We start from the raw sequence: 21,819 nt of genomic DNA on the forward strand, positions 1-21,819 counted from the left end.
GTATCAGTCACACGCACATAACTATACTAAAGAATTATTCGGTGAAGATTATGTATTTCGTGCAGGGACAATTGGGACAGTAGGAGGTGGCTCGTATGGATCCCGTTTTTTATTCTAGGATATTGACTGAACTAACATTATCATTTCACATTATCTATGCAACCATTGGGGTCGGTGTTCCACTCATGATTATGCTAGCTCAATGGGTGGGGATTAAAAAGAACGATGAGCATTATATCTTGCTAGCTAGACGTTGGGCGCGCGGCTTCGTTATTACTGTAGCTGTTGGGGTCGTGACAGGAACAGCAATTGGGTTGCAACTGTCTTTATTGTGGCCTAATTTTATGGAGCTGGCTGGTAATGTGATTGCCTTACCATTATTTATGGAGACATTTGCCTTCTTTTTTGAAGCGATATTTCTCGGTATTTACTTATATACATGGGATCGTTTTGAGAATCAAAAGAAACATTTTCTACTACTTATTCCAGTCGCGCTTGGAGCATCATTCTCTGCGGTATTCATCACCATTGTAAATGCTTTCATGAATGCGCCGCAAGGCTTTAATTTAGTTAATGGGGAATTGATTAACGTCAACCCGCTTGTGGCAATGTTTAATCCTGCTATGCCGACAAAAGTGGCACACGTAGTTGGTACAGCTTATATGACATCTGCATTTTTATTGGCTGCCATTGCCGCGTTTCGTCTGTTGCGTGGTTCAAATCATGTCTATCATAAAAAAGCCTTATACCTGACTTTAAAAGTTGGATTCATTTTTAGTGTCAGTGCAGCGCTGATTGGTGATTTATCAGGTAAGTATTTAGCAGAGTATCAACCTGAAAAGTTGGCAGCAGCCGAATGGCATTTTGAAACGGAAGAAAATGCTCCTTTAATTTTATACGGTGTGCTGGACGATGGCGAAGTTAAATACGCCATTAAAATACCGTATGCCCTTTCTATTTTAGCGCACGGTGTACCTAGTGCTGAAGTCGTCGGATTGGATCAGTTTCCTGAAGAGGATACACCACCACTATATATTCATTACCTCTTTGATATTATGGTAACAATCGGAATGTTATTGATGACGTTGGCAGCTGTATACTGGATTGGTATGTGGCGAAGATGGTCATTTGTTGAGTCTCGCTTATTCCGATGGCTCATTGTCATAGCAGGACCACTCGTTTTCATTTCACTCGAAGCGGGTTGGTGGTTAGCAGAGGTAGGACGTCAACCGTGGATATTACGTAATATTATGCGGACGTCTGAGGGTGCAACTACTAGTGGTCAGGTACCGACGATGCTTGTACTCTTTGCGCTTCTATACCTCGTCCTCGGTATCGGCAGTATAGTCGTTTTAAGAAGAATGTTCATCAGAAATCCTGTAGAACAAGAAATTATAGATCGACAGCGAGAGAAAGGCGGTGACATTCTATGAATATCGAAATTCTAGGAATTACGGTGTTGTGGGTGTTCTTATTCGGCTACATCTTGATCGGTGCGATTGATTTCGGAGCAGGTTTTTTCAACGCATATAGTTTATTTACAGGCCGACAGCGAATATTGACTCATGTCATTCAGCGTTATTTGTCACCAGTTTGGGAGGTAACGAATGTATTTCTAGTATTCTTCTTCGTGGGGATTATTGGATTCTTCCCAAAAACCGCCTTCTATTACGGGACTACCTTGTTAGTACCGGTTAGTTTTGCCATTATCCTTTTGGCGATTCGAGGTTCGTATTATGCATTCGAAACGTATGGAGCTCGTGGTCACAAAGGGTATTCATTCGCTTACGGTTCAACGGGTTTACTACTTCCTGCGTCATTGTCAATTGTACTGACGATTTCTGAAGGAGGATTTATCGAATTGGTAAATGGTCAGCCGGTTTTAGATTACTGGAAGTTGTTCACAAGTCCGCTTACTTGGTCGATTGTCGTACTAAGCATAGCGGCCACACTGTATATCTCATCCGCATTTTTGACATGGTATGCGAATAAAGCCAAGGATTCAGAGGCGACGCAACTGTTAAGGAAGTATGCGCTTATCTGGGCATTGCCAACGATCGTCGCTGCAGGCGGGATTATATTTGAATTACGTAAACATAACCCGCTACACTATGAGAATATTCAAAGATTCTGGCCGATGTTTCTACTATCGTTTTTACTGTTCTTAGGAACGGTTTATCTTATCTGGAAACAGCGGCAATATGGTCTAGCATTCGGTTTACTAATAGGACAATTCATATTTGCCTTCTTTGGTTATGGTGCTTCGCATTATCCATACTTGCTCTACCCGTATTTGACTATTTACGATAGTTTCACGAACCAAGCTATGGCGATTGCTTTAATCGTGGCGTTTGTATTTGGATTACTTCTGCTAATCCCATCATTGTATTTACTATTACGTATGTTCCTATTCAATAAAGAGTATGTAAAAGGAAAAGAAAACCATCATGCATAAGGGGGCATTAAGATGAATGAATTTTTGATTTTCTATGCACCTTTTTTAGTCATCATCGCAGGTATCGTACTATCGTTCTTTGTGGTTTTGAAAGACGATGCAGTGACAAAGAATGAGTATAAAAACAGTAAAAAAACAGACGTATGATTACGTCTGTTTTTTTCTTGGCTTCCCATGGTACACTAGAAGTATCTGAAAGATGGAGGAAAAATCATGAGCTTTGCAGTAAATAAAAATGAAAAAATTCGAGTGACTATAGAAGATCTAACACATGATGGAGCGGGCGTAGCGAAAGTAGAGGGCTATCCTTTATTCATTCAAGGAACATTACCCGGGGAAACAGTTGATGTACATGTATTGAAGACATTGAAGAAATATGGATTCGCCAAATTAATCAATATTGTGGAACCATCTACTTCCCGTGTGACACCACCTTGTCATGTATTCCCGACATGTGGAGGATGCCAGTTACAGCATTTATCCTACGAGAGCCAGTTGATACAAAAACGCAAAACAGTACGTGATGTAATGGACCGCATTGCTAAGCTGCCAGACGTACCAGTACACGAAGTGAAAGGTATGGATGATCCATGGCGCTACCGTAATAAATCACAAATACCATTTGACACAGAGAATGATCGAGTAATCACAGGCTTTTATAAAGCGCGTACTCATCATATCGTGGATACGGATGTATGCTTGATACAGACGGAAGAAGCCGATGAATTGATGACTTTGCTGAAATATAAACTACAGCAACTTGGTATCGAGACATATGATGAACATACACACAAAGGCATGCTACGTCATTTAATCGTTAGAAAAGCACGCCAGACGGGTCAAGTAATGGTTGTACTTGTAACTCGACATAAAAAATTCCCGCAAAAAGACGCGGTAGTCGAATTAATTCAGCAACATTTACCGAATGTGACATCTATTATGCAAAATGTGAATACAGCGAATACGAACGTCATTATGGGCAATGAAATGATCCAGCTATATGGTACGGATGTCATTATTGATCGGATTGGAGAAACTGAATTTGAGATTTCAGCACGTTCTTTCTACCAAATAAATCCTGTACAAACAGAAGTGTTGTATCAACAGGCACTTGATTATGCGAACCTGACTGGAAATGAAACAGTAGTAGATGCGTATTGTGGGATCGGAACGATTACATTGTTCTTGGCTAAACAAGCGAAGGAAGTATACGGAGTCGAAATAGTGCCACAGGCGATAGAAGATGCAAAGCGTAACGCAGAACTAAACCATATTACTAACGCTCATTTTGAAGCGGGGCCAGCAGAAGAAATCATCCCCAAATGGTACGCGCAAGGTAAAGAGTTTGATGTATTAGTCGTTGATCCACCACGTAAAGGATGCGATGAAAAATTATTAGAAACTATCTTAGCTTATAAACCGAAGAAGATTGTGTATGTATCTTGTAATCCAGGAACATTGGCGCGGGATTTACGCATTCTAGAAGATGGTGGCTATCGCACGAAGGAAGTCCAACCGGTTGATATGTTCCCGCATAGTAGTCATGTCGAGTGCGTGGCGTTGATAGAGTTGAAATAAGTTGGTAGTAATGATATTTGGAGATTTTACTTAAACAGGAAGTATATTTTATGTTCCCTCGGACGAATGTTCCGAGGGATTTTTTGACGTACTGGAACCGAGTTTATTTAACAAAAATATAGTTGCTTTTTTAACAGGAAGGAACCTATGTCAATAAAATTTATTACCTTTATAATTTCATCTTTTAATAAAAAGTAGACGTTAAAACATCTGATGAAAACACTATTAACTAAATTGCTCATCATGTATATTTTTTCTTCGTTAAAGGACGACTAAGGGCGGTGCTTGCGAAGTCTTTTTAATTGTAGTAAAGGGAAATCAAGCTATTTGTCAAATAAATTGCAATAGAAAGTTATTTACGTGGTATGGTATTAATATTATACTAAAAGAATAGAATGATGAGTAATGAAAGAGAGGTGAAGTATATGCATTCCAACAAAATTCCAGAAGAAATTTCACTTCCAGCTTTGCTGTTGGATCTGCCTGCTTTTGAGGAGAACTGTAGACAAATTGCAAGTTATGGTAATGGAAAAAAGATAAGGATCGCTACAAAATCTATTCGTTCTGTAGAGGTTATTAAGAAAATTTTAGATTCCAGTTCTGTGTTCCAAGGGGTAATGTGCTACAGCCCAGAGGAAGCCGTTTTTCTTGTTGAAAAAGGATTGGACGATATTTTAATAGCATATCCTTGCTGGGACAAAAAAGCCTTATCTGATATTTCAATTCTGAACTCTAAAGGGAAAACTATTATTTGTATGGTAGATGCAGCTGAGCATGTTGACCATCTCAATCATATTGCTAAGGAAACAAAGGGGAGTTTTTATCTTTGTATTGATGTTGACATGAGCACAACCTTTTTTAATCTTCATTTTGGTGTAAGAAGATCGCCACTGAAAGATTCTACAGCAGTATTAGAGCTTGCTAGAAAAATTAAACAATTACAGAACCTAGAGCTCATTGGAATAATGGGCTATGAAGCTCAAATTGCAGGGGTAGGAGATAAAGTCCCTTCTCAACGGTTGAAAAATAGTGTTATAGAATTCTTAAAAAAGAAATCAATTAAGGAAGTAGAAGAGCGAAGAAACAAAGTAGTTCATGCACTAAGACAAGAGGGATTTTCACTGCCATTAGTTAATGGAGGCGGTACTGGAAGTCTCGATTCAACGACTAAAGAAGATGTTGTTACAGAGGTTGCAGTAGGATCTGGTTTTTATTCACCAAAGCTATTTGATTATTATAATGGCTTTTTATACAAGCCGGCATTGTTTTACGCTTTACCTATTGTTCGGAAACCTGCGCCCAATATATACACCTGTCACGGTGGAGGATATGTATCATCGGGTCCACCCGGTAAGGATAAGGAACCGCAGCCAGTATATCCGGTAGGCGGGAAGTTGCTTGATTTAGAAGGAGCGGGCGAGGTTCAAACACCGGTACATTATGAAAATGTGACACTAGAAATTGGAGATGCCGTTATTTTTCGCGCTGCAAAAGCGGGAGAAGTTTGTGAACGCTTTCAAGAGATTGTATGTATATCTGACCAACAAATAGTTGGGCGGCATAAAACATATCGGGGAGAGGGAGTATGTTTTATATGATGAAAAAGGATGAGAGAAAGACATGGAAGAATTGGGCACATACAAGTGAAAGTACTCCTGAGAATATATTTTACCCCACCTCAATTGAAGATATTTGCAAGCTCGTAAAAGAAGCCTCAAAACAAAATAAGAGAATAAGAGTAGTAGGGGCTGGACATTCATTTACAAGTTTAGTTCAGACCAGTGAGTGGCTAGTTTCCCTTGATCATTTAAGCGGGATCGAGACCATAAATGAAGAAGAATGTTACGCTACAGTACTTGGTGGGACCCGGTTGTTTCAAATTGGTGAAGAATTAGGTAAGCTAGGGTATGCGCAGGAGAATTTAGGGGATGTGAATGTACAGAGCATAGCAGGGGCTATTTCTACAGGCACCCATGGCACAGGAGTAGCATTTGGAAATATTTCAACCCAAGTAGTAGAGGTTGTATTAGTAACTGGGTCGGGTGAAATTCTAACAATCTCAGAAGAAAGCAACCCTACATATTTTAAGGCGTGTCTTGTATCACTGGGGCTTCTTGGCATTATCGTAAAAGTCACCATAAAAATTATTCCTTGTCCAATCTACGAATACAAGAGTCGGAAAATTGGATTTACTCAACTGGCACAGCAACTTGAACAACTCATAAAGTCGAACCGCCATTTTGAATTTTATTTGTTTCCATATTCAGATCTTGTTCAAGTGAAGACAATGAATATCATTGAACAAAAACCTCAGAGAATGGCACTACATCATTTTAAAAATCTATTACTGGAAAACTATTTGTTCTTTATTTTCTCAGAAACATGTAGAATATATCCAAAGAGTAGTCGGTTTTTCAGCAGAATGTCCGCAAAAGGAGTGGGCACCACGACTAAAAGAGCTAATAGTTATCAATTATTTGCAACGCCGAGATTAGTTCGATTTAGGGAGATGGAATACTGCATACCACTAGAAAATTTAAAGCCTGCCATGGAGAAAGTTCGAGAGTGTATCGTAACAAAAAAGCACGAAGTTCATTTTCCTATCGAATGTAGGACAGTGAAGGCAGATGATATATGGATAAGCCCCTCCTATCAGAGAGACTCTGCCTATATCGCTTTCCATATGTACAAAGGAATGCCCTACGAAGAATACTTTCATGATATGGAATCAATTATGCAAGAATTTGACGGCAGACCGCATTGGGCGAAAATGCATACTCGAACAAAAGAAGATTTGTTAACACTTTATCCTAAGCTATCAGATTTCCTTGCGGTTAGAGAGAAGCTCGATCCTGAGAGGATATTTATAAATCATTATTTGAATGAATTGTTTAAGGTTGAAAAGGCCAGCCACCAGCCAATTTAAATTGTTTAGTTCGATAAAACACTATTGATGTAATGAGCAGATATCGGCCGTCTGTTAGCATGGATTATATCTAACGGATGTATGTTTCAACTTCCCTCTGGCGAATAGTCCGAGGGGATTTTTGCGTACAAGGGAATCTTGCTATTGCGTATAAATGATACCTGAATCCTCATGTTTTGCAGATCTGTTGCTGAATTTGAAGGATTAAAGAAACAACGAATGTAGAAATATCGTAATAATCGACTTCATGTTACAATTACTGAATTAGTAAATCTTATAGTAGAAGGGAGGATACTCAAATGGCATTAGGCGTATTGGGGATCATATATATAATTTTAGTAGTCATCGCAATAGGAATTCAAACCGTATTATATAAAAGTAAATCCAATAACAGTATCATTATAATTAATATGTTATTTGGCCTGCTTTTATCCTACCTAGCATTTACAGCTTTTCCTACAGATTTTGCCATGCAGAGAGCACTAGCTATCGCAATGGGCATTGTAGCTATATTGGCAGTTGTAATAAAGTTCAGAACTGAAGAGCTTGTGTTATTAAGTAAAATTGCCCTCTCAATTTCTATCGTAGTTAGCTTAGCGTTATTATTGTTATAAGAAATTTTATACTATGAATAGTAATGAAAAAGACAAGACGCCATGTAAATAGGTGTCTTGTCTTTTTCACTTTTTCTACCGTAGTAAAGTTACTTTTGATTATTTCATTTCTGTGCTGTGAGTTGTATGTGTGGACTCCATTTCCTCCGCAATAGCTTTCGTTTCATGTACCGTACCGTGCGGATGATTTGGCGGTGCATAAATAGTATATAATTTGATGGGTACAGTACCTGTGTTCGTTAAATTATGCCAAGTTCCAGCTGGAATAATAATACTATCATCATCCTGAACGTGCCTCTCCAAATCTACTTGATCCTTTCTACGCCCCATCTGAACAATTCCATGCCCCTCCTCGAGTCGAATAAATTGATCGACGTGGGGATGGACTTCCAAACCAATATCCTCTCCAGGCGCAATACTCATGAGTGTGAGTTGCAAATGGTCACCCGTCCATAATACAGTGCGGAATGTTTGGTTTCTTTTTGCGGCCTCTTCTATATTAATCGTGAAGGGCATAGGACCAAAATCTGTTGGATTACGGTGTGTTAGTACAGGTGGGATATCAGCTTGATTCAATTGCCGTAAAGGGAACGTATGGAAACAAGGAAATACATATAGTGGCTGATACCAACATGTAAATATGAAATTTGGCATAGGTTGATTGATTGAACTCATCCTTTCTTTACGTTTTCATCATAGTATATGTCTTAAAATTCTATTTGTGTTCAATAGAAATAGTAGTGAGCAGCTAAACCTGTAATGACTAATATTCACAAAGTAGTCATATGTAAGCGGTTTAACTTTGTATGATTTGTGAAAACCTTCACAATGTGACCAAAACGCATACTAAAGATATTATACTAAGGTTAATAAGAAAAGTTGGTCATAGATTCTCGCCTTGTGAATCTAAATACAACCAAAAAGGAGACTGAACAATATGTGGGTTATCACATTGTTCGAAACAGAAAAAGTACGGATCTTTGAATACGCAGAGAAAGCAGAAGCTACGACTGCCATGGAGAAGCACAATGAGTACGCTGTTTTATCCTATACAAAATAAAAATCACTGAACATACGCATAGTTAATATTAATGAATGATAAAAAGCGAAATTAAAGGGAGACTGACAAACATGTGGGTAATTACATTATTTGATCAAGCGAACGTACGAATATTTGAATATACTGAGAAGATAGAAGCCATGAATGCAATGAAGAATTTCAGTAAATATGCTGTTCTTTCTTACACAAAATAAGTAGTTATTACTTTGACCGTAGCGAAACTTGCTACGGTTTTTTTACATATAAATAGAGATGAAATATATCTAATTTGAAGTGACAGCTTGTAACCACTGTCGAAAGATGTAATTTAGTGTTAATGAAAAAATAAAATATAAATTAAAAAATGAGCATAAAACTACTAATAGTAATGAGAAAACGTTTGCAGTCACAAGTCTGACATATGTAAGCGTTTTGATTTTGAATGAATTGTGAAATGCTTCACATACCGCTTTCTTTTGTTGTAGAACAGAGTATGATAAGAGTAACAAAAGAAATTGGTTAGCCCATTCCTCTTCGGAAATAAGCAGCCAAACAAAAAGGGAGACTACACAATATGTGGGTTATCACATTGTTTGATGAAGCAAACGTAAGGATCTTTGAATACGCTGAAAAAGCAGAAGCGAAAAGTGCAATGAAAAACTTTAGCAAATACGCAGTACTAACATACACATACTAAGTATCAATTTTTAACAATAGAATACCAATACGAATTAAAAGGAGACTGACAAACATGTGGGTAATTACATTATTTGGTCAAGAAAATGTACGAATTTTTGAATATGCTGAGAAGGCAGAAGCAACTGATGCCATGAAAAACTTCAGCAAATACGCAGTTCTTTCATACACGTACTAAACTTCAGATTTTATGGCAAGAATAACCATACAAATTAAAAGGAGACTGGAAAACATGTGGGTAATTACATTATTTGGTCAAGAAAACGTACGGATTTTTGAATACGCTGAGAAAGCAGAAGCAACTGACGCAATGAAGAACTTCAGTAAATACGCAGTTCTTTCATACACAAAATAAATTCAAAACAACATCCCGTAGCGATTCAGCGCTACGGGTTTTTTATGCATGTATTTTGTTCATTAGGGAAGAGTATTTACTCTCAGGCAAACGACTATGCTAGAATACGACTATATCAACACTGATGTCGGGCTTTAAAGAAGGGAATTGTATGTTAAGTGATTTGAATACATTTTTACAACGATGGATCGCCATTTTAACACCACTCAGCTTAGTAGTGGGTGTACTGTTTCATCAAGTAGGAGAACAGCTGTTATTTATCGTCACGTGGTTGTTTGCATTCATGACATTCGTGGGTAGTCTAGGTATGAATGTGAAAGAAGTGCGTATGGTAAGCAAGCATCCAGGAGTTGTGTTAATGAGCATCGCATTTTTGCATATGATCATGCCTGCATGGGCTTACTTTTTATCTACCATCTTTTTTGATGATCATTTACTGACAGTCGGCTTCGTATTGGCAGTTGCTATACCTACAGGTGTTACAAGTGTAATCTGGGTAACCATTTCAAAAGGGAATTTACCGTTATGTTTGTCCATTATTTTAATTGATACGCTATTAGCACCCATCGTCTTACCAACGATTATTCACATTGTCGTTGGAGAACGTATCACAATCGATAATATGTCATTGATTTTAAATTTACTATGGATGATTGTATTACCTACGATAGTAGGTATTGCATTAAATGAATTATCGAAAGGCAGCGTCCAAAAAAAATGGGGACCTCGCTTAGCACCGTTTTCTAAATTGAGTCTGTTTGCGATTGTTGCGATTAATGGTAGTGCGGTAGCACCTTATGTACAGAAGATTACGCTAGAACTTGTTGGCATTATTTCTATGGTACTTTTCATTGCGCTAACCGGCTATGCCTCAGCGTTATTGCTGGCACATTTACTTTGGAGGGATCCTGTCATTGTCACGACATTCATGTTTGTTGGCGGAATGCGTAATATCGCAACAGGTGTAGTTATCGCCACGACGTTCTTCCCAGCTAAAGTGGCAATGCCAGTCGTTTTCGGTATGCTATTCCAGCAAGTACTTGCCTCTTTATACAATAAAGTGGGAGACTGGTATGGAAGACGTCATAGTAGGCTAAATGAAATAGGGTAAAATAAAACAACTGCTGTATTCTATTTTCAGAATACAGCAGTTGTTTTATTTTTTCTTCTTATTTCTTGGCCTAGATCCAAACTCTGCAGAAAACTCTTCTGGTGAGTGGCCTTCTGGATGTTGATTATTACTATTGCTAGCTTCTTTGTTTTTGTTTTCATACGTACTCAGCGGATTGTGCGTCCGTTCATTCATCGTTTTCTTACTATTTTTATTCGACATATTCGTCCACCTCCTATCGACTAGGATGAACAAAAGTCGAGGTTTTATGCAACAGCTTGCGATATCAATAACTATCTGAAAAATGGTATCATGACTAAAAGAAGAGGTGAACTATGCGGAAACTATGTAGATTTTTAAAGTTACTCGTGATCAGTGCACTCTTTATCGTCATAACAGGATGTTCCATTCAAGAAAGCGTTAAGAATGAAGAACCTAAGCAAGAAAATAAACAAAAAGAACAGAACAAGCAGGCGCTGATTGCCATCCGCGACGCTGCTGAAAAAGGACAGCTTCCGAATCAACAGTGGGAAGTAGGGGAAACACACTTTAGAACCGTTCAAGAGCAGTTGGGCGAAGCGGATAAAATTGAACGCGATAGTAATGGGATATATGCGAAGTATGAAAAACAACAGCTGAAACTTCGTTTGACTGAGAACAATCAGGTATATACATTACGTTCATTGGATTCAACAGTTGATGACATAACAATTTCTCAAACTGAGGAAGTGTTGGGATCAGCAGATGAACTAGTGGTTGAAGAAGGTAAACCGGCTTTTGTGTATGAACTGAATGACGAATATCAGTTAACCATTATATTTTCCACTTCAGAGAAGAGTGGAATAATCGAGGAAGTTGCTGTTGTTCATAAGCCAAGTGTGGAAGTTCAGAATGTATTGCAGAAGATGATGCTAGATGAAAAACTTGGTCAGTTACTATTGATAGGCGTGCAAGGACCACAGCTGGATTCGGTAGCCAAGACATTGATTCAGGATAAACATGTGGGTGGCATTATTTTATTTAAACGGAATTTCGAATCGGTGTCACAGTCGTTAGATTTGATCAATGATTTGAAACAAGCCAATACAAACGCCGATACGCCATTGTTCATTAGTGCAGATGAGGAAGGTGGACGGGTTACCCGATTACCGAAGGCGCTTGTGAAAACACCTTCCAATCGCAAAATCGGACATGTTGAAAATGGGAAATATGCTTATGATGTCGGTGAGTTAATCGGACGTAAAATGAGTGCGTTTGGCTTGAATATGGATTTTGCACCTGTACTTGATGTTGACAGCAATCCGAATAATCCAGTGATTGGTGATCGCTCGTATGGTGCTGATGTGCAGTTAGTCAGTAAGGCTGGAATTCAGCAAGCGAATGGAATGATGTCGCAACATGTCATTCCTGTCGTGAAGCATTTTCCGGGACACGGTGATACGAGTGTAGACTCACATATTGATTTGCCAGTGATCAAACATAATAAGGAGCGACTGCAGAAAGTGGAATTGCCTCCTTTTAAGCGAGCTATTGATGGTGGAGTAAAAGCAGTAATGGTCGGCCATTTAATTGTAGAAGCCTATGATCCAAAAATACCTGCTTCATTTTCCAAAAAGATCATTCAAGACTTATTGCGTGATGAATTACAGTTTGATGGTGTAGTCATTACCGATGATTTGGTCATGGGGGCCGTTGGTAAGAACTATGCGATTGGAGAAGCGGCAGTTCGATCCATTCAAGCCGGAGGAGACATATTGCTTGTTGGGCATAACTATACGCCAGTAAACGAAATACTAACCGCATTACAAAAAGCAATTGATGAAGGAACACTAACGGAAAAACGAATCAATGAAAGTGTTGAAAGGATATTACTGCTAAAGCAACAATATCAAATAAATGATGTTCAAAAGGACAAAGTAGATGTAGAGAAGTTGAATCGACAAACGATGGAACTTATAAAAAAGATTGAAGCGAGAAATTAATCAGTAAGGGGTGATCGCATGGAAGAACAAGTTCTTTTACTTCATGGTTTTAATAAAACTTCCCGGGACATGCAGACGTTGTCCAGCCATTTGGAACACTATGGCTTTCATTGTCGGTCACTCGATTTACCGTTAACCCGTCATGAATTCGATCATTCTTTTTTTCTTGTGGAAAAAACTTTATTCGATATGGCATTACAGAGAGAATCGCCTATTCATCTGGTTGGACATAGTACGGGTGGTTTACTAATTCGAAAAGTATTGCAGGAAACCGATTGGATTGATTCAATTGGTCGCTGTGTACAAATTGCTACGCCGAACCGAGGAAGTCAGCTTGCACACGTTGCGAGTAAAATCAATGGCTATACCGAATACTATAAGACGCTGCAGTCCCTAAATGCAGTGTATATTGAGCAGATGAACCTACCAGATATCAGTCCTGTTTCGATTGGTGCAATCGCAGGAAACCGAAATCATTTATGGCTCGGAAAATTACTGTCAGGTGAAAATGACGGAAGAATAGAGCTGAATTCAGTACATTATCCAGGGTTATCTGATTTCATTACGTTGCCTTATGGTCATAAAGAAATCCATCATCAGAAAGAAGTTGCTGAATTGACGGCACGTTTTTTAAAAATTGGTCAATTTTGATAATTCATTGCTATCCTTCGCGTAACTATTTATACTAAAGTAGTCTGCAAACTGCATGTATATGCAAGTAATTACATAAACGAAGGAGTAAATAACTATGGATCATATGGGAATACTCTCGCTTTTACCGCCACTAGTCGCGGTCATCTTAGCGATCATCTCGAAGAACGTCATCATTGCTTTATTCTCAGGGGTCTTTATTGGTGTGCTTCTTCTAGTTGGGGGTAATCCGCTAACTGCTACTACATCTACAATAGGAGATTACTTATTCCCGCAACTTACAGACGGTTATAATGCAGCCGTACTAGTTCTTCTGTTCTTTATCGGCGGATTTGTCGCCCTGATGGAAAAGTCAGGTGGCGGTGCAGCACTTGCAACTTCTTCGGCAAAGTTTTTTACTACTAGGGCTAGAGCACAACTTGGCGCTTGGTTCGGTGGAATAATTATTTTCTTTTCGGACTTAGGAACTCCATTAATTGTTGGGCCCGTTTTTGAAAAGATCTTTGATAAAGCAAAGATTTCTCGTGAAAAACTTGCATGGATTATCGATTCTACTTCTTCACCAGTTGCGGTATTAATTCCGTTCATTGGGTGGGGCGTGTATATTATGGGATTAATCCGTGCGGAATTTGATAATTTAAATATTGCAGATTCTGAGTTCAGTACGCTAGTTGCAGTAATTCCGTTTCAATTTTATGCTATATTAGCCGTTCTTTTAGTTCCAGTCATTGCGTTGACGAAACTAGATTTTGGGCCAATGGGGAAAGCTGAGCGTCGTGTACGTGAGACAGGTCAGCTATACTGGCCAGAATCTAAGCCGTTACGTAAACCCGAAATTACAGATGAATATACAACTGAAAGCCGTGCCATCTTAGTATGGTTACCATTGCTTGTATTGTTTGTAACATTATTTGGTTTACTTGTTTCTTTCGGATTTCCTTTTGAGCCGGTTCCAGGGGGAGATTTCCGAGTATCACTTAGCACGGCCTACTTATTTGCAGCAATCACCATTGTAGTACTGATGCTGATTTTCAAAATTAAGAAGTTTGGTGAAACTGTTGATATTTACACGATGGGCATGCAGAAAATGGTGTATGTAGCGACAACACTTGTGTTAGCGTGGGCGCTTGGTCAAGTCATCGGTGAAATGGGAACTGCGAATTATATCGTAGAAGTGATGCAAGGAAACGTTCCAGCATTCATCATACCGGCCATATTATTTGTTGTAGGTGCAATCATGGCGATAGCATCTGGTACGTCTTGGGGAACGTTCGCTATTATGCTTCCGATTGCTATCCCAATGGCAGTAGCACTGGATGCGCATATGCTTGTTTGTATTGGAGCTGTGTTGTCAGGTGGGATTTTTGGAGATCATTGTTCACCGATTTCCGATACGACCATTTTATCCTCCACAGGCGCTGGCGCGGATCATATTGATCACGTAAAAACGCAATTTCCTTATGCATTATTAAATGCAGTTGCTGCATTCATCGGATTTATAGTAGCGGGCATAACAGGCAGTGTATATACGATATTCTTGTCTATCGCAATCATTATTGTTGTGGCTCTCGTATTATCCAAAAGACAAGCCAAAAGCATAACTAACTAAGTGTAAAAGCGGTGTTTCTTTCATTCGAAAGCGCACTGCTTTTTTTTGAAAAAATTCACAATACTTCTCCCCTTGTAATATTCACTTTGTCGGGCATGCTATTGCTGAGGGAATAAGGAGGATGAATGGATGAACATTAGCGAAGAGTTAAAAAAATTGAAGGCGTTTCGCTGTGATGACCGTTGTGTGCTATCAGTATACTTGAACACGAATCCTGCAGATCCTGAACAACAGCAAGCTGCATGGAGAATTCATTTGAAGTCTGGATTAAAGAGGCTTGATGAATACCTCGTGGCGTCAGGAAATGAAAAGGAATTATCTTCATTTCGTTCATTGAAAGATAAAGTCATGAAGGAAATTGAAGATAAACAAAATGATTTGGCAAAAGGGGCAATCATTTTTGCTGCTGCAAATCCTGAAATTTGGTCAGTACATTATGTCCAAGTAGCGGTGAAAACAAGCTTTCACTGGGAAGAACGAGCAATGACTGATGAATTGGAGTATATGTTAAAAGCATATCCAGAAGCGGGAATTATACTCCCAAGTTACAGCGATGTTCGGATTTTGGATACGGCAATGGGGAGAGTCCATGATGAAAAGGTCTATGAATTCGATTCGGGTCTTGATGTCTGGAAAGAACAAAAAGGGGTTAAGTCTTCCATACAGCGGGGAGTAGGAGGACATACAGACGGTTTTGACCATCGATTGAAAGAGAACTTAGATCGTTTTTATAAGGATATGGGCTCTGTGGTAGGGAATATGAAAAAGAAGCGCGGCTGGAAAGAAGTGCATGTGGCAGGGGAAGCGGAATTGGCCAAAAGCTTCGCGTCTATTTTGAGTGAAAAGCCACAAAGCTGTATTCATAAAAACTTCGGTAAAGCAAATAACAATCACGTCATCCAAAAAATTTTCGAATCCCGATAATGAAAAACAAAAAAGAATGTCCTTAAAATGAAGCTACTTCATTAAAGGATATTCTTTTTTGCGTGGTTTTAAGAGCGAATGGATCTATGTCCTTTATACGCGGCAGTGCGTAAAATACTGTTGTCTTTGAATACAGTTTAATTCCAGTAGTTCAAGATCAGATGCGAAATTAATTACAAACCAAAGTTAAATATGCACTATAAGTATCATCTGCTTTCATTAAAAATGCTCCTCCTTCACACTTATGCCACCGAATCAAATTTCAAAATTACTTTTAATCCTTCCCCCTAAACAATAAAAACTAAAGTAATTTCAATATATTAATAGTATACTAAGCTGTACAGAAGGGGGTAATGGCATGGGAAGAGGTAAAAAAATAACGCTTTGGGCGCTTAGTATACTGTCAATCGTAGCAGTACTGATCGCTATATTTGCAAACGCTTACATTCTTAAATCAAAACCACTTGAAGCGGGAGAGCATGAAGTCACATTCATTGAACAAGAAGTAGTTGTTACACGAGATAAGAATGGGGTACCGCATATCAATGCCGCTTCGGATGAAGACCTATATCGCACACAAGGTTATGTCCAAGCGCAAGATCGTCTATTCCAAATGGATTTAGCACGCAGGCAGGCAAGTGGTCGCCTAGCGGAAGTCATCGGCGACAAGGCGGTCGATACGGATAAGCTTTTCCGCACATTCAGTTTGAGAAATGCCGCGGAAGCTTCATATCAAGGCTATGGCGATCACGCAAAAGAGGTACTCGGTTGGTATGCAGAAGGAGTCAACGCATTCATTGAGGAATCTAAGGCTGAAAAGAAATTATCCTATGAATTTGCACTTCTTGGATATGAACCTGAAGAGTGGACTCCTGTCGATTCGTTAACAATTGGGAAGTATATGGCGTATGACCTCGGCGGGAGGTGGCAACCACAAGCATTCCGCCACTGGGCAATTAATGCATTCCCAGAAGAGAAAGTGAAGGATTTATTCCTTACGTATCCGGAAAACGCAGAATCTATCATGACAGCAAATAAAGAATATAACGTGGAAGTGGCGGGACGTTTTCTACCAGAGCTATCGCCACCTGAATTCAATGGCAGTAATAACTGGGTAGTATCTGGAGAAAAGACCGCTTCGGGTAAACCACTACTAGCCGATGATCCGCATTTAGGACTGAGCACTCCATCTATTTGGTATCAAATGCATCTGCAATCGCCTGAGCAAAATGTGGAAGGAGTAATCTTTGCAGGGATTCCAGGAATCATTTTAGGCAATAATGAAGACATTGCCTGGGGAGTTACTAACGTCGGACCGGATGTGCAAGATCTGTATATTGAAGTTCCGCATCCAACTGAAAAAGGTCAGTTTCTCTACGACGGAAAATGGGAACAGGCAGAAGTGCGTGATGAGACGATCAAAGTTAAAGATGGTAAAGATATTCCATATGAAGTTATCGTCACGAAACATGGTCCAATCATTTCAGATGTCATGTACAAAGAAGAAGATCCAGATGCATTATTTTCGATGCAGTGGACAGCACTGGAACCAACGCTTGAACTCGAAGCGATCATGGAGATGAATAAATCATCGGATTGGCAGAGTTTCGAGAAAGCATTGGAAAAATTCCATGCTCCTGCACAGAATTTTGTCTTTGCTTCAACGGACGGCACAATCGCGTATAAAGCGAACGGTCGGATACCGATTCGAAAACAAGGAGACGCACAATTGGCAGTGCCTGGAGATTCATCAGACTATGGGTGGGAAGGGTATATACCATACGATGAACTGCCACGTGTTGTGAATCCAGATGAAGGCTTTATCGCAACAGCCAACAATGAAGTGGTGAATGAAAGTTATCCATACCACATTACGAAGTTTTGGGCACAACCATACCGTTTCGAACGGATAGCGGAAGTGTTACGTGAAGGAGATAACTTCACTACAGACGATATGATGAAACTCCAAATGGATCAAAAAAATCTCTATGCAGCAGAATTTCTTGATTCCATGATTGGATCAGTAAAGAATAAAGACCAGTCAGGCGACTATAAAGACACGTTGGAAATGTTGCAAAACTGGGATCAAATTGATTCGAAAGACAGCAGCGCCCCACTGATTTTCCATAAGTGGATGAAGCAACTACAAATCGATATGTTCCGCGATGAAATGCCGTCAGATGTCTATGAACTCATGCCGGGCAAAAATCAAATAACAGATGAACTTCTACGCAAAGGTTATAACGGAGAAGAAAGCGTCTGGCTTGAAGAAAAACAAGGTGTTGATCAATGGGTATACGATGCATTCAGCAAGGCAATGAAAAACATCGCCAATGACTTCGGCGACAAACAGAAAAAATGGGCATGGGGAGATTATCACAAACTAACATTCCCGCATCCATTGGCGAGTGCTTCACCTCTATTTGCAAAATTGTTAAATCCCGAAAAACAACCAATCGGTGGATCTAATATCACTGTACAAGCGGCCGCGTTTAAAGACGATGGCTCCGTCAATCACGGCGCATCTTGGCGTTTCGTTGCAGACTTAGACGATTTAACAAAAACATACCACGTCGTCGGGCCAGGGCAAAGTGGACACTTGAAGTCCAAATGGTTCCACGACCAGGCGGAGGACTGGGCGCTTGGGAACTATCATGAAACGTTAATGAGCGAGGACATACCGGACGGTCGTGTGCTTACGCTGCAGCCGAAAGGAAAGTAATCGGAATTTCAAAAGGACTATCCAAAGAGCGGTGATGTTACTGCTTCTTGTGATAGTTCTTTTTTGTGTTGTGGTCGTTGCTCGAGTTTGGCTTGGTCATTGAAAGTAGTGAATGTCATGCTTTGGACCCGCGCAGGCACGTGGGGGATTGCCTCCAGCCATGAGCCAACTAGCGGTGGGGCTGCTAGCTGTCTCATGGCCACGGCCTACCCCGCAGTTGTGCCTGCGCTACTAAGTACTTACCAATTCAGCTTGCGGTTTATAGTAGATAAAACCAGTAACTGGGTGGTACTAGTTCCTATCCTTGCAAAAGAAGAATCTGAACTGCCCTACACCCAATCTAACGTAGGCGGCTGACAGTGGTAGGCGTAGTAATGAGACAGCCAGGCGCTCTTCCTGACTGGCTCATTGCGGAAGCCATCCACCACCGCCGAAGTGGGGCCAATGCCCGTTCCACTTACTTTGCTAGTCAAACCACTACCTTTGCAAAAACAAGGAAGAGTAAAGGGTTCGCAAAACCACAACCTAAAACCGTATCCTACTTACTCGTACGAACACCTTCCCCATGTTTTCGAAAAACGAATACCAGAACTGCCCTACACGCCATCCACCACCGCCGAAGTGGAACCAATGCCCGCTCCACTTACATTGCTAGTCAAACCACTACCTATGCAAAAACAAGGAAGAGAAAAGGGTTCGCAAAAACACAACTTAACATCGTATCCTACTTACTTTTCAAACAAATTATCCATAGGTTCGAAAAACAACAACCTCCCATGATATACTATAAAGATTCTAAACAACGCAACACTTATCGGAGGAATTGTCCAATGAAACATCTAGCAGGCGGTATACAATGGACCGTCTTTCTCATCGCCTCATCCATCGCAGCACCCATCGCCATCGCACACGTCTTCGGCATGGACCCAATCGCTACCTCACTGTTCATGCAACGAACCATATTCGTACTCGGTATCGCCTGTCTGATTCAAGCATTCTTCGGACACCGTATGCCCATCAACGAAGGACCTGCGGGATTATGGTGGGGAATCTATGTAGTCTATGCTGGAATGATTGGCATCTTTTATACAACATCAACAGACGTCTTGCAAGCCTTGCAAAGCGGTATGTTATACAGTGGTGTGCTATTCATTATCCTAGCGGCTACTGGAATCATTACAAAAATGAAAGCACTTTTTACACCGGCCATTACGTTCACTTATTTAATGTTGTTGATCTTACAACTAAGTGGAACATTCATTAAAGGTATGATGGGCATAGAAGAAGTAGGAGATCATCTCGACCCCATCATTTTGCTTGGAAGTTTTATTGTCTTGTTGATTACATTCATTACGATGGCTAATAAACGTCCGTCGATATCTAAATACGCTGTATTGATTTCGATTGCACTTGGTTGGGGAATCTTCCTGGCACTAGGGAAAACACCAGCGGTAGCGCGGGTGTCCGATCAACTGATCCAGCTGCCGAAAATGTTTGTTTATGGGAAACCTGTCTGGGATAGTGGAGTACTCGTTACGGCAGTATTCATTACATTATTACTGGTAGCGAATATGCTTGCGTCTATTCGAGTCATGGAGCATTTACTGAAGGAATCTTTTCATATCCATCCACCAGATCGCTTGCGCCAAGGAGCATTTGCTTCAGGGTTTATACATCTAATCGCAGGCGCTTTTTCCGCTATTGGTTCCGTACCCATCTCAGGATCTGCAGGGTTCGTTGGCACAACACGAATGCCATCTATTAAACCGTTCATTATCGGTAGTTCGTTATTGGTGTTGATTACACTGTTTCCAAGCATCATGGCTATATTCGCGGCATTACCTGCTCCCGTTGCATACGCTGTAACCTTCGCGATCTTTACGAAGATGGTATCGATGGCATTCAATGAACTAGATGCCGATCCAGAAAAAGAACGCGCGCGTCAAGCTGTAGCATTTGGGTTGATGGTGGGTGTGGGTACTATGTTCGTACCCGCAGAAAGCTTGTCTGAACTTCCTGCCGTTGTAGCTTCTACGTTATCTAACGGATTGATTACAGGAACGATTCTCGCCATAATTATTGAGCAATATATGATACGCAGAAGTAAAAGGATCACATACAATAAGATATGAAAAGCCAGACAGTATAAGCTGTCTGGTTTTTTCATTACTTATTTCTTTTATCTTCTGTTTCACGATAAACTTCTTTCAATGCGTCACGATATTCTTTACCACTCGAATTTTCCCGAGCTTTTGAAGCTGCTTCCGCAATGTCTTCAAACTCCATTCCCATTTCTTCGTTGATGGTTCCTTTGTGAAACAGGTGACGTATATCTCTGTCCATAGAAATCCCTCCTCGCCATAATATGTTGCGATTCGAGATAACTATACGTAATGAAGCCAATTTCATTAAAAGAAAGAGGATTCATTCGTAAACTGTCGAAAGAAGTAAAGGAGTAACACAATTCAGAATAGGGAGAGGATCTGCACATGAGTAAAAAAGTATTAATTCTAGGCGGAGATGCTGTAGAAGCGCTGGAAATTTTCTATCCGTATTATCGCTGTTTGGAAGAAGGATTTGACACGACTATTGCTTCACCGTCCGTAAAAAAGTTATATACTGTTACGCATGACTTCATCGACGGAATGGAAGCGTATGTAGAAAAACCTGCTTATGGCTTGGATTCGCATATTGCATTCAAAGATGTCAATCCTGCAGACTATGATGCACTCATTATTCCAGGTGGACGCGCGCCAGAATACATTCGTCTTGATGAATCGTTACCAGCAATTGTCCGTCATTTCTTTGAAGAAGATAAGCCTGTGGCGGCTGTTTGTCATGCGGCTCAAGTATTATCCATTATTCCAGACCTTATGAAGGGCAGAGAATACACGGCGTATATTGCATGTAAACCCGATGTTACTGCAACAGGCGCTACGTATATCGAAAAAGATCTTCATACAGAAGGAAACCTCGTGTCAGGACATGCTTGGCCCGATCTTCCAGGATTAATGAGAGAATTTATGAAAATGGTCAATAAATGATAAAACACAAATCACATTAAGCTTCGCATCAAACTGAAGACAACTCTAAAAATGGAGTTGTCTTCAGTTTTTTAGTAACCAAGAAAAATGATGAACCATCTCAGTGAAATCCT

At 40.1% G+C, this 21,819-nt stretch carries 24 protein-coding genes; 21 read left to right on the forward strand and 3 right to left on the reverse strand.

The window, feature by feature from the left end; all coding sequences use genetic code 11:
* The first annotated feature begins 95 nt into the window (after positions 1-95).
* From CSV69_RS10790 to CSV69_RS10815, 7 genes are all read left to right on the forward strand, one after another.
* A complete protein-coding gene (locus CSV69_RS10790; protein ID WP_099626300.1) occupies positions 96-1,433 on the forward strand; it encodes a cytochrome ubiquinol oxidase subunit I in 1,338 nt (445 codons plus the stop codon).
* The gene (locus CSV69_RS10795) at positions 1,430-2,455 is read left to right on the forward strand and encodes a cytochrome d ubiquinol oxidase subunit II (protein WP_099693405.1); all 1,026 of its coding nucleotides are present in this window, start codon (positions 1,430-1,432) and stop codon (positions 2,453-2,455) included. Before CSV69_RS10790 ends, CSV69_RS10795 begins: the two co-directional genes overlap by 4 nt.
* 12 nt (positions 2,456-2,467) lie before the next feature.
* On the forward strand, positions 2,468-2,602 hold the full coding sequence (gene cydS / locus CSV69_RS17295) for a cytochrome bd oxidase small subunit CydS family protein (protein ID WP_255396873.1): 135 nt from the start codon (positions 2,468-2,470) through the stop codon (positions 2,600-2,602).
* A gap of 66 nt (positions 2,603-2,668) precedes the next feature.
* Positions 2,669-4,033, forward strand: a complete 1,365-nt coding sequence (gene rlmD, locus CSV69_RS10800; protein WP_099693406.1) for a 23S rRNA (uracil(1939)-C(5))-methyltransferase RlmD — start codon at positions 2,669-2,671, stop codon at positions 4,031-4,033.
* A gap of 398 nt (positions 4,034-4,431) precedes the next feature.
* Positions 4,432-5,631 (forward strand): amino acid deaminase/aldolase, encoded by a 1,200-nt coding sequence (locus CSV69_RS10805; protein ID WP_233192372.1) that lies wholly within the window; start codon positions 4,432-4,434, stop codon positions 5,629-5,631.
* Entirely contained in the window at positions 5,631-6,959 is a 1,329-nt protein-coding gene (locus tag CSV69_RS10810) for a D-arabinono-1,4-lactone oxidase (RefSeq protein ID WP_099693429.1), read from the forward strand. Before CSV69_RS10805 ends, CSV69_RS10810 begins: the two co-directional genes overlap by 1 nt.
* A 299-nt stretch (positions 6,960-7,258) precedes the next feature.
* Positions 7,259-7,573: a hypothetical protein gene (locus CSV69_RS10815; RefSeq protein WP_099625976.1), complete on the forward strand. Its 315-nt coding sequence runs from the start codon at positions 7,259-7,261 to the stop codon at positions 7,571-7,573.
* Positions 7,574-7,672: 99 nt separating this feature from the next.
* Here CSV69_RS10815 and CSV69_RS10820 read toward each other — a convergent pair whose 3' ends face one another.
* Positions 7,673-8,227, reverse strand: coding sequence for a cupin domain-containing protein (locus tag CSV69_RS10820; RefSeq protein WP_199170412.1), 555 nt, complete (start codon positions 8,225-8,227; stop codon positions 7,673-7,675).
* 283 nt (positions 8,228-8,510) lie between these two features.
* Between CSV69_RS10820 and CSV69_RS17300 the strand changes: the two genes are divergently transcribed.
* From CSV69_RS17300 to CSV69_RS10825, 6 genes are all read left to right on the forward strand, one after another.
* A complete protein-coding gene (locus tag CSV69_RS17300; protein ID WP_255396874.1) occupies positions 8,511-8,633 on the forward strand; it encodes a hypothetical protein in 123 nt (40 codons plus the stop codon).
* A gap of 71 nt (positions 8,634-8,704) precedes the next feature.
* On the forward strand, positions 8,705-8,827 hold the full coding sequence (locus CSV69_RS17305) for a hypothetical protein (protein WP_255396875.1): 123 nt from the start codon (positions 8,705-8,707) through the stop codon (positions 8,825-8,827).
* Positions 8,828-9,186: 359 nt separating this feature from the next.
* On the forward strand, positions 9,187-9,309 hold the full coding sequence (locus tag CSV69_RS17310; RefSeq protein WP_255396876.1) for a hypothetical protein: 123 nt from the start codon (positions 9,187-9,189) through the stop codon (positions 9,307-9,309).
* A 54-nt stretch (positions 9,310-9,363) separates the two neighbouring features.
* On the forward strand, positions 9,364-9,486 hold the full coding sequence (locus tag CSV69_RS17315; protein ID WP_255396877.1) for a hypothetical protein: 123 nt from the start codon (positions 9,364-9,366) through the stop codon (positions 9,484-9,486).
* A gap of 54 nt (positions 9,487-9,540) precedes the next feature.
* Positions 9,541-9,663 (forward strand): hypothetical protein, encoded by a 123-nt coding sequence (locus tag CSV69_RS17320; RefSeq protein ID WP_255396878.1) that lies wholly within the window; start codon positions 9,541-9,543, stop codon positions 9,661-9,663.
* Between the two features lie 124 nt (positions 9,664-9,787).
* Entirely contained in the window at positions 9,788-10,774 is a 987-nt protein-coding gene (locus CSV69_RS10825; RefSeq protein ID WP_233192373.1) for a bile acid:sodium symporter family protein, read from the forward strand.
* 45 nt (positions 10,775-10,819) lie between these two features.
* Here CSV69_RS10825 and CSV69_RS17045 read toward each other — a convergent pair whose 3' ends face one another.
* Positions 10,820-10,996 (reverse strand): hypothetical protein, encoded by a 177-nt coding sequence (locus CSV69_RS17045; RefSeq protein WP_198166234.1) that lies wholly within the window; start codon positions 10,994-10,996, stop codon positions 10,820-10,822.
* A gap of 113 nt (positions 10,997-11,109) precedes the next feature.
* Here CSV69_RS17045 and nagZ point away from each other — a divergent pair, with 113 nt between their 5' ends.
* The 7 genes from nagZ (at position 11,110) to CSV69_RS10865 (ending at position 20,794) form a co-directional block, all read left to right on the forward strand.
* A complete protein-coding gene (nagZ, locus tag CSV69_RS10830; RefSeq protein WP_099693410.1) occupies positions 11,110-12,756 on the forward strand; it encodes a beta-N-acetylhexosaminidase in 1,647 nt (548 codons plus the stop codon).
* 18 nt (positions 12,757-12,774) lie between these two features.
* Positions 12,775-13,407, forward strand: coding sequence for an esterase/lipase family protein (locus tag CSV69_RS10835; RefSeq protein WP_085427130.1), 633 nt, complete (start codon positions 12,775-12,777; stop codon positions 13,405-13,407).
* A gap of 97 nt (positions 13,408-13,504) precedes the next feature.
* On the forward strand, positions 13,505-15,016 hold the full coding sequence (locus tag CSV69_RS10840) for a Na+/H+ antiporter NhaC family protein (RefSeq protein WP_085427129.1): 1,512 nt from the start codon (positions 13,505-13,507) through the stop codon (positions 15,014-15,016).
* 129 nt (positions 15,017-15,145) lie between these two features.
* Positions 15,146-15,940: a VLRF1 family aeRF1-type release factor gene (locus CSV69_RS10845; RefSeq protein WP_085427128.1), complete on the forward strand. Its 795-nt coding sequence runs from the start codon at positions 15,146-15,148 to the stop codon at positions 15,938-15,940.
* A gap of 358 nt (positions 15,941-16,298) precedes the next feature.
* Entirely contained in the window at positions 16,299-18,662 is a 2,364-nt protein-coding gene (locus CSV69_RS10850) for a penicillin acylase family protein (RefSeq protein WP_099693411.1), read from the forward strand.
* 87 nt (positions 18,663-18,749) lie between these two features.
* Positions 18,750-19,019 carry a hypothetical protein gene (locus tag CSV69_RS10855; protein ID WP_143560826.1) on the forward strand — a complete coding sequence of 90 codons (270 nt, stop codon included), beginning with the start codon at positions 18,750-18,752 and terminating at the stop codon, positions 19,017-19,019.
* A gap of 473 nt (positions 19,020-19,492) precedes the next feature.
* Positions 19,493-20,794, forward strand: a complete 1,302-nt coding sequence (locus tag CSV69_RS10865) for a purine/pyrimidine permease (protein WP_099693414.1) — start codon at positions 19,493-19,495, stop codon at positions 20,792-20,794.
* Positions 20,795-20,828: 34 nt separating this feature from the next.
* On the opposite strand, the gene CSV69_RS16840 is transcribed toward CSV69_RS10865, so the two are convergent.
* Complete coding sequence (locus CSV69_RS16840) at positions 20,829-21,005, reverse strand: hypothetical protein (RefSeq protein ID WP_157129935.1); 177 nt, start codon at positions 21,003-21,005, stop codon at positions 20,829-20,831.
* Positions 21,006-21,151: 146 nt separating this feature from the next.
* Between CSV69_RS16840 and CSV69_RS10870 the strand changes: the two genes are divergently transcribed.
* Positions 21,152-21,706 carry a DJ-1/PfpI family protein gene (locus tag CSV69_RS10870; RefSeq protein ID WP_099693415.1) on the forward strand — a complete coding sequence of 185 codons (555 nt, stop codon included), beginning with the start codon at positions 21,152-21,154 and terminating at the stop codon, positions 21,704-21,706.
* Positions 21,707-21,819: the final 113 nt, after the last annotated feature.

The organism is Sporosarcina sp. P26b, assembly GCF_002743245.1.
Classification (GTDB): Bacteria; Bacillota; Bacilli; order Bacillales_A; family Planococcaceae; genus Sporosarcina; species Sporosarcina ureae_C.

What these genes read in the sequence shown, in the direction of transcription:
- CSV69_RS10845 (WP_085427128.1), top strand. Translation starts at nt 15,146, where the DNA reads ATGAACATTAGCGAAGAGTTAAAAAAATTGAAGGCGTTTCGCTGTGAT.
- CSV69_RS10810 (WP_099693429.1), top strand. Translation starts at nt 5,631, where the DNA reads ATGAAAAAGGATGAGAGAAAGACATGGAAGAATTGGGCACATACAAGT.
- CSV69_RS17300 (WP_255396874.1), top strand. Translation starts at nt 8,511, where the DNA reads ATGTGGGTTATCACATTGTTCGAAACAGAAAAAGTACGGATCTTTGAA.
- CSV69_RS10840 (WP_085427129.1), top strand. Translation starts at nt 13,505, where the DNA reads ATGGATCATATGGGAATACTCTCGCTTTTACCGCCACTAGTCGCGGTC.
- CSV69_RS10790 (WP_099626300.1), top strand. Translation starts at nt 96, where the DNA reads ATGGATCCCGTTTTTTATTCTAGGATATTGACTGAACTAACATTATCA.
- rlmD (WP_099693406.1), top strand. Translation starts at nt 2,669, where the DNA reads ATGAGCTTTGCAGTAAATAAAAATGAAAAAATTCGAGTGACTATAGAA.
- CSV69_RS17315 (WP_255396877.1), top strand. Translation starts at nt 9,364, where the DNA reads ATGTGGGTAATTACATTATTTGGTCAAGAAAATGTACGAATTTTTGAA.
- CSV69_RS10870 (WP_099693415.1), top strand. Translation starts at nt 21,152, where the DNA reads ATGAGTAAAAAAGTATTAATTCTAGGCGGAGATGCTGTAGAAGCGCTG.
- CSV69_RS10850 (WP_099693411.1), top strand. Translation starts at nt 16,299, where the DNA reads ATGGGAAGAGGTAAAAAAATAACGCTTTGGGCGCTTAGTATACTGTCA.
- CSV69_RS10825 (WP_233192373.1), top strand. Translation starts at nt 9,788, where the DNA reads ATGTCGGGCTTTAAAGAAGGGAATTGTATGTTAAGTGATTTGAATACA.
- CSV69_RS17045 (WP_198166234.1), bottom strand. Translation starts at nt 10,996, where the DNA reads ATGTCGAATAAAAATAGTAAGAAAACGATGAATGAACGGACGCACAAT.
- CSV69_RS17305 (WP_255396875.1), top strand. Translation starts at nt 8,705, where the DNA reads ATGTGGGTAATTACATTATTTGATCAAGCGAACGTACGAATATTTGAA.
- CSV69_RS10865 (WP_099693414.1), top strand. Translation starts at nt 19,493, where the DNA reads ATGAAACATCTAGCAGGCGGTATACAATGGACCGTCTTTCTCATCGCC.
- cydS (WP_255396873.1), top strand. Translation starts at nt 2,468, where the DNA reads ATGAATGAATTTTTGATTTTCTATGCACCTTTTTTAGTCATCATCGCA.
- CSV69_RS10805 (WP_233192372.1), top strand. Translation starts at nt 4,432, where the DNA reads ATGAGTAATGAAAGAGAGGTGAAGTATATGCATTCCAACAAAATTCCA.
- CSV69_RS17310 (WP_255396876.1), top strand. Translation starts at nt 9,187, where the DNA reads ATGTGGGTTATCACATTGTTTGATGAAGCAAACGTAAGGATCTTTGAA.
- CSV69_RS10795 (WP_099693405.1), top strand. Translation starts at nt 1,430, where the DNA reads ATGAATATCGAAATTCTAGGAATTACGGTGTTGTGGGTGTTCTTATTC.
- CSV69_RS10815 (WP_099625976.1), top strand. Translation starts at nt 7,259, where the DNA reads ATGGCATTAGGCGTATTGGGGATCATATATATAATTTTAGTAGTCATC.
- CSV69_RS17320 (WP_255396878.1), top strand. Translation starts at nt 9,541, where the DNA reads ATGTGGGTAATTACATTATTTGGTCAAGAAAACGTACGGATTTTTGAA.
- CSV69_RS10835 (WP_085427130.1), top strand. Translation starts at nt 12,775, where the DNA reads ATGGAAGAACAAGTTCTTTTACTTCATGGTTTTAATAAAACTTCCCGG.
- nagZ (WP_099693410.1), top strand. Translation starts at nt 11,110, where the DNA reads ATGCGGAAACTATGTAGATTTTTAAAGTTACTCGTGATCAGTGCACTC.
- CSV69_RS10820 (WP_199170412.1), bottom strand. Translation starts at nt 8,227, where the DNA reads ATGCCAAATTTCATATTTACATGTTGGTATCAGCCACTATATGTATTT.
- CSV69_RS16840 (WP_157129935.1), bottom strand. Translation starts at nt 21,005, where the DNA reads ATGGACAGAGATATACGTCACCTGTTTCACAAAGGAACCATCAACGAA.